Source organism: Bacteroidota bacterium, assembly GCA_038746285.1.
Lineage (GTDB): Bacteria > Bacteroidota > Rhodothermia > Rhodothermales > JANQRZ01 > JANQRZ01.
The window spans coordinates 1-20,869 of sequence record JBCDKT010000051.1 but is presented as its reverse complement, the minus strand read 5'-3'; the positions used below and the strand labels follow the sequence as shown (position 1 = coordinate 20,869).

At 68.9% G+C, this 20,869-nt stretch carries 22 protein-coding genes; 15 read left to right on the top strand and 7 right to left on the bottom strand.

Going from position 1 to position 20,869, the window contains the following annotated elements; translation table 11 throughout:
• Positions 1-89: 89 nt before the first annotated feature.
• The 3 genes from AAGI91_14305 to yajC all read right to left on the bottom strand — a co-directional run bounded on the left by AAGI91_14305 (position 90) and on the right by yajC (position 2,391).
• Positions 90-647: a hypothetical protein gene (locus AAGI91_14305; protein MEM1043785.1), complete on the bottom strand. Its 558-nt coding sequence runs from the start codon at positions 645-647 to the stop codon at positions 90-92.
• Positions 647-1,921, bottom strand: a complete 1,275-nt coding sequence (locus AAGI91_14300) for a bifunctional 3,4-dihydroxy-2-butanone-4-phosphate synthase/GTP cyclohydrolase II (protein ID MEM1043784.1) — start codon at positions 1,919-1,921, stop codon at positions 647-649. Before AAGI91_14300 ends, AAGI91_14305 begins: the two co-directional genes overlap by 1 nt.
• A gap of 152 nt (positions 1,922-2,073) precedes the next feature.
• Positions 2,074-2,391 (bottom strand): preprotein translocase subunit YajC, encoded by a 318-nt coding sequence (gene yajC / locus AAGI91_14295; protein ID MEM1043783.1) that lies wholly within the window; start codon positions 2,389-2,391, stop codon positions 2,074-2,076.
• A 368-nt stretch (positions 2,392-2,759) separates the two neighbouring features.
• Here yajC and AAGI91_14290 point away from each other — a divergent pair, with 368 nt between their 5' ends.
• Positions 2,760-3,278, top strand: a complete 519-nt coding sequence (locus tag AAGI91_14290; protein ID MEM1043782.1) for a hypothetical protein — start codon at positions 2,760-2,762, stop codon at positions 3,276-3,278.
• A gap of 72 nt (positions 3,279-3,350) precedes the next feature.
• On the opposite strand, the gene AAGI91_14285 is transcribed toward AAGI91_14290, so the two are convergent.
• Genes AAGI91_14285 through AAGI91_14275 form a run of 3 tightly spaced genes read right to left on the bottom strand, consistent with a single transcriptional unit; the run spans position 3,351 to position 6,152 of the window.
• A complete protein-coding gene (locus AAGI91_14285) occupies positions 3,351-4,535 on the bottom strand; it encodes an FAD-dependent oxidoreductase (protein MEM1043781.1) in 1,185 nt (394 codons plus the stop codon).
• A 7-nt stretch (positions 4,536-4,542) separates the two neighbouring features.
• Complete coding sequence (locus tag AAGI91_14280; GenBank protein ID MEM1043780.1) at positions 4,543-5,433, bottom strand: alpha/beta fold hydrolase; 891 nt, start codon at positions 5,431-5,433, stop codon at positions 4,543-4,545.
• Entirely contained in the window at positions 5,433-6,152 is a 720-nt protein-coding gene (locus AAGI91_14275; protein ID MEM1043779.1) for an SDR family NAD(P)-dependent oxidoreductase, read from the bottom strand. Before AAGI91_14275 ends, AAGI91_14280 begins: the two co-directional genes overlap by 1 nt.
• 81 nt (positions 6,153-6,233) lie before the next feature.
• Between AAGI91_14275 and AAGI91_14270 the strand changes: the two genes are divergently transcribed.
• The 9 genes from AAGI91_14270 (at position 6,234) to AAGI91_14230 (ending at position 15,317) form a co-directional block, all read left to right on the top strand.
• On the top strand, positions 6,234-6,998 hold the full coding sequence (locus AAGI91_14270; protein ID MEM1043778.1) for an RNA methyltransferase: 765 nt from the start codon (positions 6,234-6,236) through the stop codon (positions 6,996-6,998).
• A gap of 104 nt (positions 6,999-7,102) precedes the next feature.
• Positions 7,103-8,404: a hypothetical protein gene (locus AAGI91_14265; protein MEM1043777.1), complete on the top strand. Its 1,302-nt coding sequence runs from the start codon at positions 7,103-7,105 to the stop codon at positions 8,402-8,404.
• Positions 8,404-9,051 carry a Crp/Fnr family transcriptional regulator gene (locus AAGI91_14260; GenBank protein ID MEM1043776.1) on the top strand — a complete coding sequence of 216 codons (648 nt, stop codon included), beginning with the start codon at positions 8,404-8,406 and terminating at the stop codon, positions 9,049-9,051. The genes AAGI91_14265 and AAGI91_14260 overlap by 1 nt, the downstream gene beginning before the upstream one ends.
• 126 nt (positions 9,052-9,177) lie before the next feature.
• Positions 9,178-9,384 carry a DUF2892 domain-containing protein gene (locus AAGI91_14255; protein MEM1043775.1) on the top strand — a complete coding sequence of 69 codons (207 nt, stop codon included), beginning with the start codon at positions 9,178-9,180 and terminating at the stop codon, positions 9,382-9,384.
• A gap of 57 nt (positions 9,385-9,441) precedes the next feature.
• Positions 9,442-11,091 carry an NFACT RNA binding domain-containing protein gene (locus tag AAGI91_14250; GenBank protein MEM1043774.1) on the top strand — a complete coding sequence of 550 codons (1,650 nt, stop codon included), beginning with the start codon at positions 9,442-9,444 and terminating at the stop codon, positions 11,089-11,091.
• A gap of 100 nt (positions 11,092-11,191) precedes the next feature.
• Entirely contained in the window at positions 11,192-12,061 is an 870-nt protein-coding gene (locus AAGI91_14245; protein MEM1043773.1) for an undecaprenyl-diphosphate phosphatase, read from the top strand.
• Positions 12,062-12,267: 206 nt separating this feature from the next.
• Positions 12,268-13,749 carry a sigma-54 dependent transcriptional regulator gene (locus AAGI91_14240; protein ID MEM1043772.1) on the top strand — a complete coding sequence of 494 codons (1,482 nt, stop codon included), beginning with the start codon at positions 12,268-12,270 and terminating at the stop codon, positions 13,747-13,749.
• A 63-nt stretch (positions 13,750-13,812) separates the two neighbouring features.
• Positions 13,813-14,631 (top strand): EcsC family protein, encoded by an 819-nt coding sequence (locus tag AAGI91_14235; GenBank protein ID MEM1043771.1) that lies wholly within the window; start codon positions 13,813-13,815, stop codon positions 14,629-14,631.
• A 2-nt stretch (positions 14,632-14,633) separates the two neighbouring features.
• Complete coding sequence (locus tag AAGI91_14230) at positions 14,634-15,317, top strand: HNH endonuclease (GenBank protein ID MEM1043770.1); 684 nt, start codon at positions 14,634-14,636, stop codon at positions 15,315-15,317.
• Positions 15,318-15,865: 548 nt separating this feature from the next.
• Here the strand turns inward: AAGI91_14230 and AAGI91_14225 are convergent.
• Positions 15,866-16,738, bottom strand: coding sequence for a DUF58 domain-containing protein (locus AAGI91_14225; protein MEM1043769.1), 873 nt, complete (start codon positions 16,736-16,738; stop codon positions 15,866-15,868).
• A 233-nt stretch (positions 16,739-16,971) separates the two neighbouring features.
• Here AAGI91_14225 and AAGI91_14220 point away from each other — a divergent pair, with 233 nt between their 5' ends.
• From AAGI91_14220 to AAGI91_14200, 5 genes are all read left to right on the top strand, one after another.
• Entirely contained in the window at positions 16,972-17,496 is a 525-nt protein-coding gene (locus AAGI91_14220; protein MEM1043768.1) for a hypothetical protein, read from the top strand.
• 293 nt (positions 17,497-17,789) lie between these two features.
• A complete protein-coding gene (pyrR, locus tag AAGI91_14215) occupies positions 17,790-18,371 on the top strand; it encodes a bifunctional pyr operon transcriptional regulator/uracil phosphoribosyltransferase PyrR (GenBank protein MEM1043767.1) in 582 nt (193 codons plus the stop codon).
• A gap of 40 nt (positions 18,372-18,411) precedes the next feature.
• Positions 18,412-19,404 carry an aspartate carbamoyltransferase catalytic subunit gene (locus AAGI91_14210; protein ID MEM1043766.1) on the top strand — a complete coding sequence of 331 codons (993 nt, stop codon included), beginning with the start codon at positions 18,412-18,414 and terminating at the stop codon, positions 19,402-19,404.
• A gap of 117 nt (positions 19,405-19,521) precedes the next feature.
• Positions 19,522-19,977, top strand: a complete 456-nt coding sequence (locus AAGI91_14205; protein ID MEM1043765.1) for a RimK/LysX family protein — start codon at positions 19,522-19,524, stop codon at positions 19,975-19,977.
• Positions 19,978-20,338: 361 nt separating this feature from the next.
• Positions 20,339-20,869: sigma-70 family RNA polymerase sigma factor (locus AAGI91_14200; protein ID MEM1043764.1), on the top strand; the 531-nt coding region annotated here is incomplete at its 3' end.

Genomic DNA, 20,869 nt, shown 5'->3' with positions numbered 1-20,869 from the left:
GGAGCAGAAGGGAGAGCAGGCAGAGGGAGATGCGCCTGTATGAAGATAGGCTCCGCGCCTGGACCCGAGACTACCGCGGCCAGGCGGCCTTACTTCTCCCCCTTGAACCCGGCCCGGATGCCCTCGACCAGGTTCGAGATGTCGCCCGATAGCAGCGCCCGCCACTCGTCCCCGTAGCGCTTCGTCGTCACCACGTCCGTCTGGACCACGCTCGCGCCCATCATGGACATCGAGCTTCGCGTCACGACGTGCGCGAGCGAATCGCCCTCCATCACATGGCCGATCATCTCGGCTTCCATGCTGCGCAGGGCCTCCCCGATTTCCGGCTGCATCCCGAAGACCGACCCAAGAAAGCGGGCGAACACCTCCTCCGGCGATAGCGCCGCAATCGCTTCGGGATCGTCGTCTCCGACGAACATCATCGCAGCCATGCCCGACGAGTCGAGCGCAACGATCTCGCCAACGAACCCTTTGAGGCTGGCGAGCGCGTCCGGGTGCATGAGGCTGGCAGCGCGCTCGAAGTCGGACGCCTGGAACGCGGCTGTGAGCTGCGCGGCTGCGTCCTCCGGGGTCGCGGCCTCCGGAGTCGCGGGCTGCGCGAGGACGGACGGCGCAGCAACGAGCGCGAGCAGGAAAAGAAAACGCATCAGGCCGGATTGGCGGGTTCGTCTCCGAGGAGGCCGCCGAGGACCTCCGCGTCGTGGCCGTCGCCGAGGATGAGGTGGCCCATGCGGTCGCGCTTGGTGCGGAGGTAGTCGGCGTTGTCGTCGTTCGGCGCGATCTCGATCGGGACGCGGCCGGTGATCTCGAGGCCGTAGCCGGCGAGGCCGATGCGCTTGGTCGGGTTGTTGGTCATCAGGCGGAGCTTGCGCACGCCGAGCGAGCGGAGGATCTGGCAGCCGGTCCCGTAGTCGCGGTGGTCGGGCTTGAAGCCGAGGGCCTCGTTGGCCTCGACGGTGTCCATCCCCTCCTCTTGCAGCTTGTAGGCGCGGAGCTTGTTGAGCAGGCCGATGCCGCGCCCCTCCTGCTTCATGTAGAGCACGACCCCTTGCCCCTCGGCCTCGATACGCTGGAGCGCCGTGGCGAGCTGGTCGCCGCAGTCGCAGCGGTTGGAGCCGAAGATGTCGCCGGTGACGCACTGGCTGTGGACGCGCGTGAGGACCGCGTCGTCCTCGGTCCAGTCCCCTTTGACGAGGGCGAGGTGGACGGCTCCCGTAAGGACTTCTTCGAAGGCGTGAAGCCGGAAGCGCCCGAACTTGGTCGGCATCTCGACCTCGGCGACCGGCTCGACGAGCGCCTCGGTCCGCATCCGGTAGGCAATGAGGTCCTTGATCGTGATGAGCCGCATGTCGAAGGCGGAGGCGAGGCGGCGGAGGTCGGGGACGCGGGCCATCGTCCCGTCGTCGTTCATGATCTCGATGAGCACGCCGGCGGGCGCGAACCCGGCGAGGCGGGCGAGGTCGGCGGCGGCTTCGGTGTGGCCGGCGCGGCGGAGGACGCCGCCGGTCTGGGCGCGGAGCGGGAAGATGTGGCCGGGCCGGGCGAAGTCGCTCGCGCTCGCGGTGGGGTCGGCGAGCGCGCGGATGGTCTTGGCGCGGTCGGCGGCCGAGATGCCCGTCGTCGTGCCCCGGTTGTAGTCGACCGAGACGGTGAACGGCGTGTCGTGGAGCGAGGTGTTGACCTGCTCCATCATCGGGAGGGCGAGGGCGGCGGCGCGCTCGCGCGTGATCGAGACGCACATCAGGCCACGCCCGTGCTTCGCCATGAAGTTGGCGAGTTCCGGCGTGACGGCCTCGGCGGCCCCAATGAAGTCGCCCTCGTTCTCGCGGTCCTCGTCGTCGACGACGATCACGAGGCGGCCGGCGCGGAGGTCCTCCAGGGCGTCCTCAATGGGGTCGAAGAGCAGTCGGTCAGTCGGCATAGCGCAGCGCGTAGGTTGGCCGCTTGAACGAGGCCTCCGGCGGCGGGTTCGGGGAGAAGAGGGGAAGAGAGGAGGCGCGGACGAGCGGAAGACGGGCTCGGCGCTGGCTCCTGGAGTCCTCCGCGCTTCCCGCCCTCCGCTCTTCCAATCCTCTAGTCCTTCGTCTGCACCGAGGCGACGGCGTTCTTGTCGAAGCGGAGCTTGACATTGTCGTCCACCTGCGCCAGCACGCTGTTCTCGTCGACCTTCGTGACGGTCGCGTGGACGCCGCCGATGGTTACGATCCGGTCGCCTTTTTTTACGGCCGAGATCATGGCCTTGCGGGTGTCTTCCCGCTTCTTCTGGGGGCGGATGATGAAAAAGTAGAAGACGACGAAGACGAGCAGGAAGGGGAGGAGCAGCCCTACCAGCCCTCCGCCTTCGGGTGCTACTTGGAGGAGGAAAAATGAAAGGGCAGGCGTAGAAAGCATGGGGCTGGGGTGGGGTGAGGAGAGGCCGGGCTAAGCGACGGCTCCGAGAGTGTCGAAGATACGGCTGGCAAAGCGGCACCGTCGGGTGCGTGGAACCGCGCGATGTCGTTCCTACCCGCGGCGCGCGAGGGTTCTGGGTCCGGCCTTGGCACTAGGATGTCGACAGCGGCTTTGTACGTCCGCTCATGGTGGACGGCCGTTACGGTCTTAGCGACTGATACTGGGTCTCAAATCGAGACCCTGGGGCGGCTCGGTAATAGCCTTTCCCTTTGCCAGCCTCACCTGGCGGGCTTGCCTGAGGACTCGCTGCCTCCCCCTCCAGAGGGGGCTACACTCCAACATCACTCCAGCTTCACATACCACACAACATGCGTATCTATCTCACACTCTTCCTCCTCAGCGCCGTTGCCCTAACCGGGTGCGCCGAGGACCTCGTTGGCCCCACCATAGAGACATCAGGCGTCACCGCTCCCGTCGTGACAGCCCCGGACTTCGGCTCGCTCTACGCCTCGTGGGAGGCAACAGACGCTTCCGGCGAGCACCAGTTCGCCTTCCGGCAAGGCCCAGTCGGTCTGCCGGAGGCTGCGGACGGCGGCCCCGAGGTGCGGATCGCTGGCGCCGGCGCGTTCACGCCGGCCAAGGGCGGGAAGCGCGGCCCCCTCGAGCGCCTCGCGTTCGGCATCGACGGCTACGTCGACGCAGACAGGCAGGTCACGTTCAACCTCGTCAGCGGCGGGGTCGTGATCGGCACGGCCGAAGGCCAGGCCAACGCGGCCTACACCGAGCTCGTCTTGGAGGTCTCGCTTTCGGACCGCGAGGCGTACAGCGTCACCCTCGCCCCAGCCGAGGTGATCCCCCCGGTGGAGGAGGACACGTCGCTTCCGTAGTCGGGTTTTCTCCTGCTCCGAACCGAGCGCCTGTGGCTTCCGTCGCAGGCGCTCGCTCGTTGTGGCTGCCCGTCAGCGCAGCCTACCGTAGGCGATCAGCCGCGACGCCTGCCGCCGGAGCGCGGGCTGCGCCATGAGCCAGCGCACGGGCGCAGCCAGCCGGGGCTCGGGCGCGCCCAGCATCGGGGCCAGCACGAGGCGGTGGGCGAGCGCCTGCGCGCGCTGCACGAGCCGCACGGCCCCCTCGCGCCGGCGCTGCACGGTCCGCAAGTCGTCCTCGTCCGCCCGTCCCGCGAGGAGGCCGCCGGCCAAGCGCTCGGCGGCGCAGGCCGCGTCCTGGAGGGCCAGGTTGATCCCGATCATCCCGACGGGACTCATCGCGTGCGCCGCGTCGCCGATGCACAGAAAGCCGGGGCGGTGCCACCGCCGGAGCCGGTCGATCTGCACCCGCAGCAGCGCCGTCTGCCGCCAGCTCTGGAGCACGCCCGTTCGGTCGGCGAAAGCCGGCACCGTGCGGGCGATGCCGGCGCGGAAGGCGTCGAGGCCGCGCGCGCGGAACGTGGGGAAGCTGTCTTTGGCAATGATCGCCCCGACCTGCCAGTGCGTGCCGGCGTCCATCAGCGCCAGCATGGTGCCGCGCCCGAACCGGAAATAGGCCCCGGCCTCCTGCTCGTCGCCGGGGCACCGCGGGAGGGTAAACCACAGCACGTCGATGGGCACGCCGTACGGCTTCGGCCGCAGCCCGGCCCGGGCGCGGAGCGCCGAGTGCCGGCCGTCGCAGGCGACGGTGAGCGGGGCGCGGAGTTCGCGCCGCACTCCGTCTTTTTCGTAGACCACGCCGCGCACGACGTCGTCCTCTTCGACCAGCGCCTGCACGTCGGCTCCGGTGACGAGGCGGGCGTGCGGGTAGCGGAGCAGTTCCTCGAAGACGAGCCGCAGGAAGTCGGCCTGCTGCATCAGGAGGACGTAGGGGAAGGGCGTGGCGAGGGTGCCGAAGTCGGCGAACCGCACCTCGCCGGCGGCGTCGACAGCAGTGAAGTGGGAGGTCTTGGCGTGCGGGAGCGCGAGGATGCGCTCAGCGAGGCCGGCGTCGGCCAGGATCTCCAGCGCGGCCGGGTTCAGCGTGTTGCCCCGGAAGCTGCGGTCGAGGTCGGCGTGCTTTTCGAGGACCGCGACGGGAACGCCGCGCCGGGCGAGCAGGAGCGCGAGCACCGCTCCGGCCGGACCTCCCCCCACGATGGCGCAGGCTGTCTGCATCGGACCGCTACGGCTCGGCTGTCACCGCGCCAAGCCAGGACGCAACGACCTGGGCCAGCGCGATGCGGTGGCTGGAGAAGACGTGGTCGTCGTCGAACGTGGTCTCGGCGAGCGCTGCCGTCCCGGCGTCACCGAACGCCTCGGCGAGCGGGCGGTGGTGCAGCGACGGGATTGCGAGGTCGTCGCGCGCGGCCCCGACGAGGAGGAGCGGTCGGCTCGCCAGCGCGGGCACCCGGTCGAGGAGGTCCCACGCACCCTGGTTCGCAGCCATTTCTTCGGTGAGGCCTTCCGCCGTCGCGCCGCGCAGCGGAGGCACGAGCGGGCCGAGCGCCGCGACCGTGCGGGCGCGCACCTCCGGGACACGCTCCATCAGCCGAGCGTGGAGCCCGAAGTTGAACGCCGCGAGGGCGGCCACGGCTGGGACGCGCTCGTCGGCCGCCGCCGCGATGAGCGCCGCGAAGCCGCCCATCGAGTGCCCGACCGGAATGAGCCGTGTTGTGTCGATGCGGAAGGCTGCGGCCGTCTCCGGCTGCCGGAGAAACGCGAGCGTGGCCGGCACATCTTCCAGAGCCCCGGTAATCGAGAAGGCCCCGCCGCTGCCCCACGAGCCCCGGTAGTGCATCGTGGCGACGTTGAACCCGCAGCGCCGCAGGGCTTGTGCGAGGTCGAAGTTGCGCTCGTTGCCGGGGCAGCCGTGGAGGAGCAGTACCGTCGGGTGCGGCCCCGGCCCGTCGGCGACGTAGATGCACCCGAGCAGCCGCTCGCCCGCACTCTCGACCGTGAATGAGAACAGATCGGGCGGGTACGCCAGGTCCACCGTCTCAGGATCACGTAGAACCGGAGCCTCGGCAACCGCCGTCCCGTTCGTCGCTCGTCGCTCGTCGTTCGTCACGCGCATCAGCCTTTCGGGCGCAGCGGGCGCATCATGACCTCGGAGATGAGGTAGTTGTCCGGCGCTTCGAGGACGTGGACGACGGTGTCGGCGATGTCCTCGGGCTGCATCGGGTTGGCCGAGCCGCTCGTCCCCGCCTCGTCGGCGAAGTGGGTCTCGACCGAGCCGGGGTAGACGCACGTCACCTTGATCCCGTCCTCGCGCAACTCCTTCATGATGGCCTCGGAGAAGCCGCGCACGGCGAACTTGGTTGCGTTGTAGCCGCTGATGTGCGGGTTGCCAAGCAGGCCGGCGACGGAGGCGATGTTGACGATGTGCCCCCCGAAGCCACCCTCCGCGTTCTGCGCCTTCATCGTCGGGATCGCGGCGCGGGTGCAGAAGAAGAGGCCGTCGACGTTCGTGTCCATCATCACGTTCCATGCCTCGTCCTCGTACGCCTCCACCGGGCCGAAGCGGCCGAGGCCCGCGTTGTTGATCAGCACGTCGCAGCGGCCGGCCTCGCCCTGGACCGTCTTGAAGGCGCGCTCCACGTCGTCGCGGTCGCGCACGTCGCACGCGACGGGATGGAAGGCGTCGCCGAGGGCGTCGTGGAGGTCCTTGAGGGCGTCTTCGCTGCGGGCGAGGCCGAAGACGGTGGCCCCTTTGGCGGCAAGGGCTTCGGCGAAGGCGCGGCCGAGGCCCCGGCTCGCGCCGGTGACGACGGCGACTTTGTCCTGGAGTTGCATCGTGGAGTGGATGGAGGGTGGCGAGGGGCGAAAGGGTATCTTCCAACGGCACCTCCCCCCCGCCGTTCCGACCGCTCCGCCGTGCCTTCGCTGCCCTCGCCTTCCTTCGTCTTCGGCGACCGCTCGTTCACGCCCGCCAAGGTGATCCGGCACCTCGCGCCCTTCGTCGGCGACGACCGGCAGGCGCGCATCGAGGCCGTCGTGACTGGGCGAACGGTGAGTGTCGTGCCGGTCCTGGAGCGGGTCCACGACCTCGGCAACGTCAACGCGGTCCTCCGCAGCGCCGAGGGGCTAGGCTACGGCGCGGCGCACCTCGTGGGCCTGCAAGGCGACGCCGCCGCCTGGGCGCAGGAGCGGGACCCGGACGAGTCCCGCGTCGAAGGCGGGACGGGGCGGGCGCGGCGGCAGAGCCAGGGGGCCGACAAGTGGCTCGACCTCCACCTCTGGCCGGACGCGGCCTCGGCGTGCGACGGGCTGAGGGCCCAGGGCTACCGCATCGCCGCCACCCACCTCGCCGCCGACGCCGTCCCCATCGGCGCGGTCGACTTCACCGTCCCGACCGCGCTCGTCTTCGGCAACGAGCGCGACGGCATCTCGGACGCCCTCCTCGCCCGTGCCGACCTGAACGTCGTCCTCCCGATTGACGGGTTTATCCAGAGCTACAACATCTCCGTCGCCGCCGCGCTCGGGCTCTACCACGCCCGGCAGGACCGGCTCCGCCGGCAGGGATTTCACGGCGACCTCTCTGGCGACGAGCGCCTCGCCCTCGCCGCCCGCTACTACGTCCACTCGGTCAAGGCCGCCGCCCCGATCCTCGCCCGCATCGCCCGTGGCGAAAGTCGGTGACAGCGCGGCGTGATATTTTGCAGGGTCGCGCCATCCCCGTCGGGGCAAGGCACGCCTCGCCCCTGCCTGCGCGGGAAAACTTTCTCCGGCTTTCCTCCCCCACTATGCCTCTGCGCCGCGTCCTACTCTCCCTTGCCTTCACCCTCCTCTTTCTTGGCTGCAAGAGCGCGGACGAACTCTACAACGAAGGCCAGGCGCTGGAGCTGCGCGGCGACTACGAAGCCGCCGCCTACCTCTACGCCGACGCGCTGGAGAAGGAGCCGGGCTTGCGGAAGGCGCAGGGCCGCCTGCTCGAAGCCGGGAAGCTCGCCGTCAACCAGCGCCTGGTGCGGATCGACGATGCCGAGCGCGCGGGCAGCTGGGTGGAGGCGGCGAGCCAGCACCGGGGGCTGGACGGCCTCGCGGCGACGGCCTCGCGGGTCGGGGTGCCGCTGGCGCTTCCGGCGGACTACGCCGAGCAGCGCCGGGCCAACTTCGACGCGGCCGTCGCCACGCTGCTCGACGCGGGCGGTGCGGCGGTCGCGCGCGGCGATTTCGACGGGGCAATGCAAGCCTACCGCCGCGCCGACACCTACGAACCATCGCCCGAAGCGGCTGGCCTTCTCGCCGACGCCCGGCTCGACGCGACGGTTGCGTGGGCCGGGGCCGACCTCGCCGCCGGGCGCTACCAGGCAGCCTTCGCCCGGGCGGAGGACGCCCTCGCCTTCGTCCCGCCGGGGAGCGCGGCCGCCGCGCAGATCCTCCGCCTCCAGACCGAGGCCCTCGACCGGGGGAGCATCCGCACGGCCTTCACCCCGCTCCAGCCCAGCCAGACCCGGCGCGGCCTCCCCCGCGGCTTCCTCGACGCCCTCAACGACGACCTGGAGATCGACCGCTGGACGCAGCCGCCCCCGTTCGTGCTCACGCTGGAGCCGGCCCTCGTGCGCCGCGCCCTGCGCGACCTCGGCCTGCGCGGTGCGATCGACCCGCCGGACGCGGCCCGGCTCGGCTACACCCTCGGCGTGGACGCCGTCTTCGCGGGCGAGGTCGAGCGCTTTGATCGGACGGCGGAGGAGCGCGCGCGCGAGACGCGGGAGGCCCGCACGCGCCGCGGCGACCGCGTGACCTACACCCGGATCGAAGACGAGGTGGAGATCGAGGCGACGGTCGTTTTCGACCTCGTCGAGACGGACGCGCGGCGCGTACTGTGCAGCCGCGAGGTCGGGCGGTCGGCCAACCTGCGGATCGCACGCGGCGTCTACGACGGCCCCGTCCGCACGCTCGACCTCTCCCGCGCCGAGCGCCGCCTGTTCAACGAGGAGGCCCGCGCCGATGCCGAGCGCGCGCTGGAAGACGAACTGATCGACGCCCTCGCCGAGCGCATCGCCGAGGCTGCCTTCGACTGTCTGCTTGCCGAGGTCCCCTGATGCCTGACGCGGCTGACGCCTTTCCCTTTCTGTCGGAGGCCACCCCAACGTTTCGGGACGCCTTCGTGCAGACGGCGCGTCCGCTCCACCTCGACGCGGGGTCGCCGATCTGTCTCGAAGGCGACCTGTGCCGTCACCTCCCGCTCGTGGTGCGCGGCACCGGGCGGGTCTACCGGATCAGCGAGACCGGGCGGGCGCTAACCCTCTACCGAGTCGAACCGGGCGAGAGCTGCATCCTCACGGCGTCCTGCGTCCTCAGCGCGCGCCCCTTCCCCGCCTTCGCCGAGGCGGAGACCGATGTGGAAGCCTTCGCCGTACCCGCCGAGGCGTTTCGGGCGTGGTTCGACGCCTCGCCCGCGTGGCGCGGCTACGTGTTCGACCTCCTCGCCCGTCGCTTCGCCGACGTGGTGGAGTTGGTGGAGGCCGTGGCGTTCCAGCGCGTGGACGAGCGCCTCGCGGCCCACCTCCTCACCGAGCAAAACGCAGCGGGGCATGTCGTCCGAACACACGAAGCCCTCGCCGCCGACCTCGGAACCTCGCGCGAGGTCGTGAGCCGAGTGCTCAAAGAGTTCGAGCGCCAGGGCCTCGTCACGCTGAACCGGGGCCGCGTCCTCCTCGACGACGCGGCTGGGCTGGCCCACCGGTGAGTCGCCGCGCCGGAGCAGGGTTGGTGACGTAGGTCACGGAACGGAACGGGCAACGCACCCTAGATTGCCGACCTGTGCCGCACCCACGAAGCACAGGGTCGCTCCTCACCACCCACGCCATCCCCGATGAAAAAGAACATGGGTTCCCTCGACCGCACCCTGCGCGTCGCCGCCGCTGTCCTCGTCGTCGTGCTCTACTTTGCCGGCGTCATCAGCGGAGCTGTCACGGTTGTGCTGGGCGTCATCGCCGTCGTGCTTGTCCTCACGAGCTTCATCGGCATCTGCCCGGCCTATCTGCCCTTCGGCCTCTCGACGCGCCGGAGCGGAGGCTAACCCCGACCGCATCGAGCGGGCGAGGTCGTATCCTAGGCGGACACTGCCGTCCGCCCGATGCTCCTCACCTACTACACGCTCCACGCCCTCGCCGCCGAGTGGGACGCCTCGCTCCGCGGCGCGACCGTTCAGGACGCCTACTCACAGAACCGCGCCGAGCTGTCGGTCGCGCTCGCGGGCGCAGACGACTGGACGCTCGCTGCGGTTGTCCGGCCCGAGTTGCGGCTGCTGTTTCGCAACCCCGGCTACGGCCGAGCCCGCCGCAACAGCGCCGGCCTGTTCGAGGCCGCGCACGGGCGGCGCGTCGAGGCAGTGCGAGCGGCCGAGCGAGACCGCGTGGTGTTCGTCGACCTCGGGGGCGGCATGCGGTTTCAGGTCCAGCTCTTCGGCCCGCGCCCGAACGTGTGGCTGGCCGAGGGCGAGCGCGTGCTCGAAGCCTTCCAGTCGGACGATGCCTGGGAGGACGAGGCCCCGCCCGCGCCGCGTCCGGCTCCGGCGGTCGAGACGTTCGCGGACTTCGAGGCGCGGTGGCGCGATAACCGGAAGGTGGTCGCCCAGGCCGTGCAGGCGGCGATGCCGCTCTTCGACCGGGCGCTCGCCGAGGAGGCCGTCGCCCGCGCCGGGGCCGCGACCGGATCGCCTGCTGACGTGACCGAGCCCGAGCGACGCGCTCTGTTCGGGGCCGCGCAGGAAATAGAGGCCGAGCTTGCCGAGCCTGCGCCGCACATCCTCTGGCGAGGGGCTCGCGCCGAGGCGTTCGCGCTCCTCGACCTGCGGAGTGCCGACGCGGGGCTGCGCGAGGAGCGCTTCGGGACCGTCGACGAGGCGGTCCGCGTCTACGCCCGCCGCCGCCTCGCCCAGCAGCACTTCGACGCGCGCTACGAGCCACTCGAAAAACGGCTCGCCGCCTCGGCCCGCCGCCTCCGCCGCAGCGCCGACCGGATGCTGGAGGAACTCGCCAACGAGAGCCGCGCCGACACCTACGAGCGCTGCGGGCACCTCCTCATGGCCCAGGCCACGCAGCAGCCCGCCGGGCACGACACCGTCACGCTCCCCGACCTGCTCGGCGATCAGTCCGACGTGACGATCCCGCTCGACGAAGCCCTCACCGGAATCGAGAACGCCGAGCGCTACTACGGCAAGGCCCGCCGCACGCGTGCGGCCCGCGCCCATGCCGAGAGCCGGAGGGAGCACGTCCACGCCGACGCCGACGCCGTCGAGGCACTCCTCGCCCGGCTCCGCGCGCTCGACCGCCTGCCCGACCTGCAAGCCTTTCTGGAAGAAGAAAAAGACGCCCTCGGCGCACTTCTTGGTCGCTCCGGCGCGGGCGAGGCGAGCGAGCCGTTCCGCCGGTTCCCGCTCCCCGGCGGGTACGAGGCGTGGGTCGGCAAGAACGCGAAGGGCAACGCCGAGCTGACGACCCGCTACGCGAGCCCGCACGACCTCTGGCTGCACGCCCGCGACGTGCCCGGCTCCCACGTCGTCATCCGGCGCGCGAGCAAGACTGCCATGCCGGACCGCCGGACCGTCGAGCAGGCGGCAGCGCTCGCGGCCCACTTCAGCCAGGCCAAAACGCAGTCGCTCGTCCCCGTCACCGTCACCGAGCGGAAGTACGTCCGCCCCGTCAAAGGTGGCCCGCCCGGTCTCGTCCGCATCGACCGTGAGGACGTGGTGATGGTCGAGCCGAAGGCTCCGAACGACGAATAACGAATGACGAGCGACGAGTAGGCGCTTACCGCTGAGTGCGCGCCTGTACCTTCCGGTTGCCCTTCGTTCGTCACTCGTCGCTCGCAACTCGTCACTCGATATGGCTTGGTGGGAAGCCCTCGTCCTCGGCCTCGTCCAGGGCCTGGCCGAGTTTCTGCCCGTCTCCTCGTCCGGTCACCTCGTCCTCGGGCAGTACCTCCTCGGCGTGCGGGAGCCGGACATCACCTTCGAGGTGTTCGTCCACTTCGGGACCGTGCTCTCGATCGTCACCGTCTACTGGCGGCGCATCGGGACGATCCTGCGCGAGTTTTTCCGGGCCCTCGCGCACCCGGCGCAGCTCCGCGCCGCGCTCCGGCCCGGCCCCATCGAGCACACGCCGCCCGAGCCGCTCGACGCCGAGAGCCGTACCGCGCCGCCGTCCGGGGCGGTCCGCCTCGCGCTCTTCGTGCTCCTCTCGATGGTCCCGACCGGCGTCGTGTACGTCCTCTTCGCCGACACGCTGGAAGGACTCTTCGAGGCCCCGAGGTTCGTCTGCGGGATGCTCCTCGTGACCGGCGTGCTACTCCTCCTGATCCGCTTCCGGCCGCACCCTGACGGGCACTTCTCGGCCGGCAAGGCGCTGCTGGCCGGCCTCGCCCAGAGCGCCGCCCTCGTCCCCGGCATCTCGCGCTCCGGCTCGACGATCTCGACGGCGATCTACCTCAACGTGGACCGCAAGGACGCCGCCGACTTCTCGTTCCTGATGTCGCTCCCGGTGATCGTGGGGGCGACGGGACTCAAGGTGCTCGACCTCTTCGGAGCGGGCGCGGAGACCGACTGGCTGCCGCTCGTGCTCGGGACGGTCGTAGCCTACGCCTCCGGCATCTGGGCGATCCGCGTCGTGATCGCGTTCGTGCAGCGCGGCGACCTTCAGTACTTCGCCTACTACTGCTTCGCCGCCGGCACGCTGGGCCTGCTTTTTATTCAGTAACGAAGTGACTTTGGGCCGGGCATCTGAGGCGAGGGATTTACGCTTGCCCGGTGTGTATTGGAATCGGGGCGGAAAGCGAGACCGCGTTTTATCACTCTGAGACAGGGTCGATACTAGACATCGGCAGGGCGAGGCACGCCTCGCCCCTGCGGGTGCCCATGGTGAGGTGCCGTCTTCTGTCTTCTTGTCCTCTGTCTTCCGGCTCTATGCCCTACCGTCTCTTCGTCGTCGACGACGACCAGCACTACGCCCGCCTCCTCTCGTACCGCCTCGACAAGGAGGAAGACCACGAGGTCGAGGTCTTCCACAGCGGCGAGGAGGTGCTCGGGCATCTCGACGACGCGCCCGACCTCGTGCTGCTCGACATCATGATGCCGGGGATCGACGGGGTCGAGACCCTCAAGCGGATCAAGAAGCAGCGGCCCGACCTGCCGGTGGTGATGATCTCGGCCCAGGGCAACGTCGAGACGGCCGTCGAGGCGATGCGGCTCGGGGCCTACGACTACATCACGAAGGGCCAGGACGACCTCGTCAAGCTCGACAAGGTGGTGGGCTACGTCAAGGAGCGCGTGGCGCTCACGCGCGAGGTCGAGAGCCTGCGCGGCGAGGTCGCCCAGAAGTACGGCCTCGAGGAGATCATCGGCGACAGCCCGGCGATGGAGGAGGTCTACCAGCTCCTCCACAAGACGCTCCGCGGCGACCTGACGGTGGCCATCCAGGGCGAGAGCGGAACCGGCAAGGAGCTCGTCGCCCGGGCGATCCACTACAACTCGGCCCGGAAGCACGGGCCGTTCGTCGTCGTCAACTGCGCCGCGATCCCGCGCGAGCTGATGGAGTCCGAGTTCTTCGGGCACGAGAAGGGCTCGTTCACCGGGGCCCACGCCCGCCACATCGGCAAGTTCGAGCAGGCCGACGGCGGGACCCTCTTCCTCGACGAGATCGGCGAGCTCGACCTCGACCTCCAGGCCAAACTCCTGCGGGCGCTCCAGAACCGCGAGGTCACGCGCGTCGGCGGCGACAAGACCATCACCTTCGACTGCCGCGTCATCTCGGCGACCAACAAGGACGTGCTCCGCATGATCCCCGAGGGCGGCTTCCGCGAGGACCTCTACTACCGCCTCTTCCAGTTCCCCGTCACCCTGCCCCCGCTGCGCAAGCGCGGCCAGGACGTGCTCGTGCTCGCCCACCACTTCGTCGAGGCCTACAAGGCCGAGCGCGACGGGTTCGACGACAAGGTGCTCTCGAAGAAGGCCAGCCGCGCGATCCTGGGCTACACCTGGCCCGGCAACGTGCGCGAGCTCAAGAACGCCGTCGAGCGCGCCATCCTCATCTCCGACGCCGACCAGATCACGGCCGAGGACCTGATGCTCGACCTCAACGCCGGCATCACGCCCTGGACCGAGCGGGCAGGCGGCACGCGCGCAGCAGCGGCCGGCGCGCCCCCTCCGGCCCCGGCGCAACCTGCGCCCGGGGGCGACGGTATAGACGCCGGAGCCGGCGACGACCCGCCCGCGCTGTCGCTCGGCGAGGACGAGGAGATCGTTCCGCTCGACGCCCTCAAGCAGCAGGCCGTCGAGCGTGCCTACGCGATCTGCGAGGGCAACGTGGACCGCGCAGCCGTCGCCCTCGGCATCGGGCGCGCCACGATGTACCGGCTCCTCAAGAAGTACGACATCAATACGGACTGAGCGTGATCGCGAGATGCGTGAGGGCCGTCTCCTCACGCATCACCCATTCACGCATCACGTCCCATGCGCCTGACCGAGTACGAGAAGCAAGCCCAGCGCGAGATCGAGCGCTGGCAGCACGGCGAGACCTCCTTCCTCCAGCAGGCCATCGACTTCGCGATGAAGCCCGTCGACTGGGCCTTCGAGCAGGTCGTGCCCGAGGAGATGGTGGACGTGCTCTCGGACGCGATCGTCGACGGCCTCGGCGTGCTCAACGAGGCGAGCGCGTGGACCTACGAGGAGGACGACGTCCTCGACAAGGCCCGCGCCCACGGCCTCGACGTGGAGAGCGTCGACGGCCTCCGCGACGAGGACCTCGCCGCGCTCGACCCGCTTGCGCGCGAGTTCGTCAGCCAGAACGCCATCCTCGCCGCGATCGAGGGCGGCGGGACGAGCCTCGGCGGGCCCCTCTTCATCGCCGCCGACATCCCGCTGCTGTTCACGATCAACTTCCGGCTGATCCAGCAGATCGGCGCGGCCTACGGCTTCCCACTGCGCAAGCCCGAGTTCCAGCCGCTCGTCGTCGCGATCTACAACGTGGCCGCGAGCGGGGGCCAGCAGGCCAAGAACGACGCCGTGCGCGAGCTGAGCGTCGCCGCCGCGGCGTTCGCACACGACACCGGCTACCGGGGCCGCCGCGTCTCGGGCACCTTCCGCGACCAGAACCGCCACGTCCCGCGCGAGCTCGCCAAGAACCTCGCCGCCCAGAAGCTCGGCCAGCTCGTCCCGATTGCCGGGGCCGCGATTGGCGCGGGCGTCAACTACTGGTTCACCGACCAGACGGCGCGGACGGCCTACATGCTCTTCCGCTCGCTCTACCTCGAACGCAAAGAGCGACTGTAACGATGGAGAACGAGATCATCTCGTATTGGGAGATGTGTTCCCGTGAGGGCACAAGCCTCCAGCAAGGCATGAACTTCGGAATCGGTGGCGATCACTCTGTCATCCTCACGTCGGTGCAAGCAAACGCGCCCTATGATGACCGCTTCGAAGATGGGGGCTCAACGCTCATCTACGAGGGACACGATGTGCGACGAAAGAGTGGTGGACCAGATCCTAAAACGGTGGACCAGCCTGCCTTCTATCCGGCGGGGGCACTAACGCAGAACGGCAAGTTCCACGTTGCAGCCACTGACTCCAAAAAAGGGCTGCGTGACCCAGAACGCGTGCGGGTCTACGAGAAGTTGCGCGGCGGCATCTGGTCTTACAATGGGCTGTTTCACCTGGTCGATTCTTGGCAGGAAAAATCAGGCAGCCGAGTCGCTTTCAAGTTCAAGCTGATCGCGGTTGTAGAGGAGCACCCATCGCAGACAAAGCGCCTACCTGAACGTCGCCGACTCATTCCCTCCCGCGTGAAACGCGAAGTATGGAAGCGTGACAAGGGTCGCTGTGTAGTTTGCGGCGCTACCGACGAATTGCACTTTGACCACGTCATTCCCTACTCGAAAGGAGGGGCTTCAGTCACAGCGAAGAACGTACAGGTCCTATGCGCCAGGCATAACTTGCGGAAGGGGGCAAAGATTGAGTAACGAGAGTTCAGACTAAGCATATGAGGACTACACTACGTCTAAAACTTCGAGATTATGCTCCACAGCGAGCCTTTCAGAACCTGACCGAGCAAGTTCTATCCCTACCCGCAGAGCTGCACGACTCCGTTCTCGGTTCGCTGCTGACTGCCGCTACAGGTCGGCCTCCGGAGGAGAAAGGCTGCTTGCGCTGGAGAAGTAATCGGTCGGTATTCCATGCTGCAAGCTCGCCCACCCTTGAACGGCTCGAAAAGTGCCGTAGCGACGCTGAAAGCACAAATGAGGTACTTTTCTTTACTTTTGGCGCTCAGGTATACAGAACTACTCGAATGCTGAATCAGATTAATCTTATGGATAGAATAGAAGTGTGGGACGTGAGCACCTACCTCAGTCTCACCTCATGGTTGCGCGGTGGGTTCGATGGCAAAATGAGTCGAATAGAATTGGAACATCTAGTTTTCCGATACAATCGCTCGATCAGTACAGGGTTGGAAATTAGCGTGGGTTGATCAAATTGCCACGCTCTCGCCTCCGCCCCTCCCACCATCGACTCAGTACAATCGACGGCGCTTGTTGAGGTAGGCGAGGAGCGCCGTGTTGTACGGCTCGGCGGTGTCGAGCTCGACGAAGTCGACGTTGTACTCCCGGCAGCGGCGGCGGAAGCGCTCGGCGAAGCTCTGGACAGCCTCGGCGTAGCTGGCCCGGAGCTGGGCGGGCTGGAGCGAAACCTCCTCGCCGGTCTCCATGTCGCGGAAGAGCATCGGCACGTCGGGGAACGCGAAGCGGCGCTCGGTCGCCCCGTCGAGGACGTGGAAAACGAGGACCTCGTGGCCCCGGTAGCGGAGGTGCTGGAGCGCTTTCAGGAGGTCGTCGTGCGCCGCGACGTTCTCGAAGAGGTCGGTCACGACGACGACGAGCGAGCGCCGCCCGATCCGCTCGGCGACCTCGTGGAGCGCGGCGGCGGCCCCGGTCTTCGGCGCAGCCTGCGGCGGGGCATCGACGAGGCCCTGCACCTGGGCGAGGAGGTGGCGGAGTGCGCCCGGCGTGCTCTTCGGCGGGACGAGCGTGTGGACCGACTCGTCGAAGGCCACGAGGCCGGTCGCGTCGCGCTGGCGGACCATGAGGTAGTGCAGCCCGGCGGCGAGGTAGGCCCCGTACTCCAGCTTCGAGAGCGCCGCCTCGCCCTGGTAGCGCATCGAGGGGCTCGTGTCGAGGACGACGTAGTGCCGGAGGTTGGTCTCCTCCTCGTACTGCTTGACGTAGTAGCGGTCGGTCTTGGCGAACACCTTCCAGTCGACGTGCCGTAGTTCGTCGCCTGGGTTGTAGGGCCGGTGCTCGGCGAACTCGACCGAGAAGCCGTGGTAGGGGCTCTTGTGGAGGCCGGTGATGAAGCCCTCGACGATGAGCCGCGCGCGCAGCTCCATCGTGTCGAGCTGCGAGATCGTCTCGGGGTCGAGGTAGCGGAGGGAGGTGTCGGACACAGCGTTCGGAGAGCAGGGAGCGGAGGGCAGTGGGCAGATAGTGGAGCTAGGTACCCGTAGGGGCGACCCTGTGTGGTCGCCTCCTATGTGGTCGCCCGGATCGAGGACCAGCATCCCGCGCACGGATGATACGCGACGGGCTTTGGCGTCGGGCGGTCAACGCCGATACGCGGGGTATGATTGCGCTCGACGCTCGGCACCGGCTCTGGCTCCAGACGTGGGGGACGTCCCTGGCGCTGCTGCCGGTCTGCGTCGTCTTCGCGCTCGAAGGCGGGGGCTTCTGGCTCGGCGAGGCGCTGTGGCTCCTCGTCGACGCGGCCTCGCTGATCGTCCACGAGGCGGGGCACTTCTTCTTCCGCTTCTTCGGGCGGTTCCTGATGATCGCGGGCGGGACGATCCTCCAGCTCGGTCTCCCGGCGCTGCTCGTCTTCCAGGGCGTCTACTGGAACAACAAGCTCGGCACCCAGCTCGCGCTCCTTTGGCTCGGACAGGGGTTCGTCGACGTGAGCATCTACGCCGCCGACGCGCAGGCGCGGTCGCTCCCGCTGATCGGCAACCTCGGCCCGGAGAGCCACGACTGGGGCAACATGCTGACGATGCTCGGGTGGCTCGACTACACGCCGCTCATCGCCGGGGCGTTCTACGCCTGCGCGTTCGTCTGCTGGGCGGTGATGCTGGCCGTGCCGTGGCGGATTAGCTGAGCCGTTCCCCCTGTCGTCCCGAGCGCCGCCGAGGAACCTCTGCAGAGGCAACGGTACGAACCAACACGCGAGGTCGCGCCGATTCCGGCGACCTCGCCTGAGGAGATGGGCTGCGCCGAGCCTTCGGGTTTATTCGACCACGTTCGCGCTGCTCTCCGCTCGGGATGACGAGTAGAAACGGCAGGAGCACGCCCGTCGCGGGCAGTGCGAGACGAAGCGCCGGAAGTTCACCGCTCGGCGGTCGCCGGGCGACGGAGCGGCTCCGTACCTTCCGGCACGCTGCCGCTCCGCCGATGCTGCTCTCCCCCGACGATACCGTCAAGGCCCAACTCATGGACGGGGCCGACCTCGACCGGACGCTCAACCGGCTCGCCCGCCAGATCGTCGAGCACCTCGACGACGACGCGGAGCCGGCCGACCGGCTCGCGCTCGTCGGGATGCAGACGCGGGGGGTCCACCTCGCCCGGCGGCTCCGCGACAAAATCGCCGCCGTCGAAGGGCTCGACCTGCCCTTCGGGATCCTCGACGCGACGATGTACCGCGACGACTTCCGCAAGCGCCTCCGCCAGCCCGTCGTCCACCCGACCGACATCCCCTTCGACGTGGACGAGCGCCGCCTCGTGCTTGTCGACGACGTGGTCTACACCGGGCGCACGACGCGCGCCGCGCTCGACGCCCTGATGGACCTCGGACGGCCCGCCTCGGTCCGCCTCCTCGCCCTCGTCGACCGGGGTCTCCGCGAACTACCTGTCCGCCCCGACTTCGTCGGCCGCACCGTCCCGACCACCCCCGGCGAGGAGGTCCGCGTCCGGCTCGCCGAAGCCGACGCCGCCGACGGCGTGTGGCTCGTCGAGCGGGCGACGAACACCGAATGACGAGCGACGAATGGGTGCCCCCGACGACCAGACCGCCACGATGACCGAGGAGACACTCGACACCCGCCGCTCGTCACTCGACGCGCTCCACCACCGGCATCTCCTCGGGCTGACCGGCTACAGCACGGGCGAGATCCGGCTCATCCTCCGCACGGCGCGTGAGTTCCGCGAGGTTCTCGACCGGCCGATCAAGCGCGTCCCCTCGCTCCGGGGCGTGACGGTCGTCAACCTCTTCTTCGAGCCGAGCACGCGGACGCGGCTCTCGTTCGAGCTTGCCGAGAAGCGGCTCTCGGCGGACGTCGTCAACTTCTCCTCGGCGGGGTCGTCGGTCTCGAAGGGCGAGACGCTCAAGGACACGGCGCGCAACATCGAGGCGATGAAGATCGACATGGTCGTCATCCGCCACAAGTCGCCGGGGGCGGCGCACTTCCTCACGCGCTGCATCGACTCGGTGGTGCTGAACGCGGGCGACGGCGCGCACGAGCACCCGACCCAGGCCCTCCTCGACCTCCTCACGCTCTCCGACCTCGCCCTGCCGCGCTTCCCAGCCGACCAACTCCAGCAGGGGGACCTCGGCGGGCTGCGCGTCTCGATCCTCGGCGACATCACCCACAGCCGCGTCGCCCGCTCCAACATCCACGGGCTGCGCGCGCTCGGGGCCGAGGTCATGCTCTGCGGCCCGCGCACGATGCTCCCGCGCGAGGTCGAGCAGATGGGCGTCTGCACGACCGACCGCCTCGACGAGGCCCTCGACGGCTGCGACGTAGCGATGGCGCTCCGCATCCAGCTCGAGCGGCAGTCGGCCGGCCTCTTCCCGTCGCTGCGGGAGTACCACGAGCGCTTCGGGATCAAAGCCGAGCATCTCGCCCGCTACCCCGACCTCTACGTCATGCACCCCGGCCCGGTCAACCGCGGCGTCGAACTCGCGAGCGAGGTCGTGGACTCGGAGCGCTCGGTGATCCTGAACCAGGTCACCAACGGCGTCGCCGTACGGATGGCGTGCCTCTACCTCCTCTCCGGCGGGATCGGATGAAAGATTTTTTTTGGCGTGGGATGAGTGGAGGGAATGGGAGGAGAAGAGTCGGCGCGGCGCGCGGCGGCCTCGGTAACTTGTTTGCCTTTTCTTGACTCTTCCCACTCTCCCCCGCCCATGCCCTCTCGCCAGATCGTCGGTTGGCGCGAGTGGGTAGCGCTCCCGGACCTCGGGCTGCCGGCCGTCGAGGCGAAGGTGGACACGGGGGCGCAGACCTCGGCGCTGCACGCGTTCGCGCTCGACGCGTTCGAAGAGGACGGGCGGGCGCGCGTGTGCTTCGGCGTCCACCCGCTCGCAGGCAACGAGGCCGTCGAGGTCTACGCCTGCGCCGACGTGGTCGACGAGCGGATCGTGGCCTCGTCGAGCGGGCACGAGGAGCGGCGGGTCGTCATCCGGACGCCGCTCCGGCTCGGCGACGCGGTGTGGCCCATCGAACTGACGCTGACAAATCGGCGGACGATGGCGTTCAGGATGCTGCTCGGGCGCGAAGCCTTCGGCCACCGGCTCCTCGTCGATGCCGGCGCGGCTCACCTGGCCGGTCGCCGGACCGACCCCGAGGCGCTGTACACCTGACTGTATGCGTGAGACCCACGCCGGCAGGTCGGCTCGGGGGTAGAATATTCGTCGCGACGAGTTTCTACATCGTACTTTCAAAAGCGCTGTTTTTAGCGCGTAGAGGGTCCGTTGCCTGTGTATACCGGTGCCTCTCCGGGTACCAGCAGGTGCCGGGCGTGTCGTAATGGCAGGAACAGGTACCACGGAGCGGTTGTTGACCGTTCATGCCGTGTGTGACCGAATGCTCAGCGCCCGGCTGCACTTCTCTACTGTTGAACCCACTGGAACTCGCGTGGACACCACTGTCGAAACCCGCCGCTACGTCAAGACCGCCCCGCACACCCGCGCCCGCCAGGCTCGCCGGGAAACGCTCGATGCGATGACCGACGAAGACCTCATGCGCCAGTTTCAGGCTGGCACCGTCGAGGCCTTTAACCTGCTCGTGGACCGCTACTCGGAGCGGCTCTCTCACTACCTGTACCGCTTCACCAAAGACCGCCGCCGCGTCGAAGACCTCCTCCAGGAGACCTTCCTGCGCGTCTACCGCAACCGCCACAGCTACCGCCCCGTCGCTAAGTTCTCGACGTGGCTCTACACGATCGCCGGCAACCTCGCGCGCTCCGAGTACCGCAAGCGCAAGCGCCGCCAGACGTACTCGATCCAGTCGCAGAGCCGCGACGGAGAAGAGTACGAGATGCCGCTCCCGGACGAGACCTTCTCGCCCGACAAGGAGGCCGAGCGCGCCATCCAGGACCGCCACATCCAGGCCGCGCTGAAGCAGATCCCGGAGGAGTTCCGCGAGGTGGTCGTGCTGCGCGACGTGCAGAACCTGGCCTACGAGGAGATCGCGGAGATCACGGGGCTGCCGATGGGCACGGTCAAGAGCCGGATCAACCGGGGCCGGACCAAG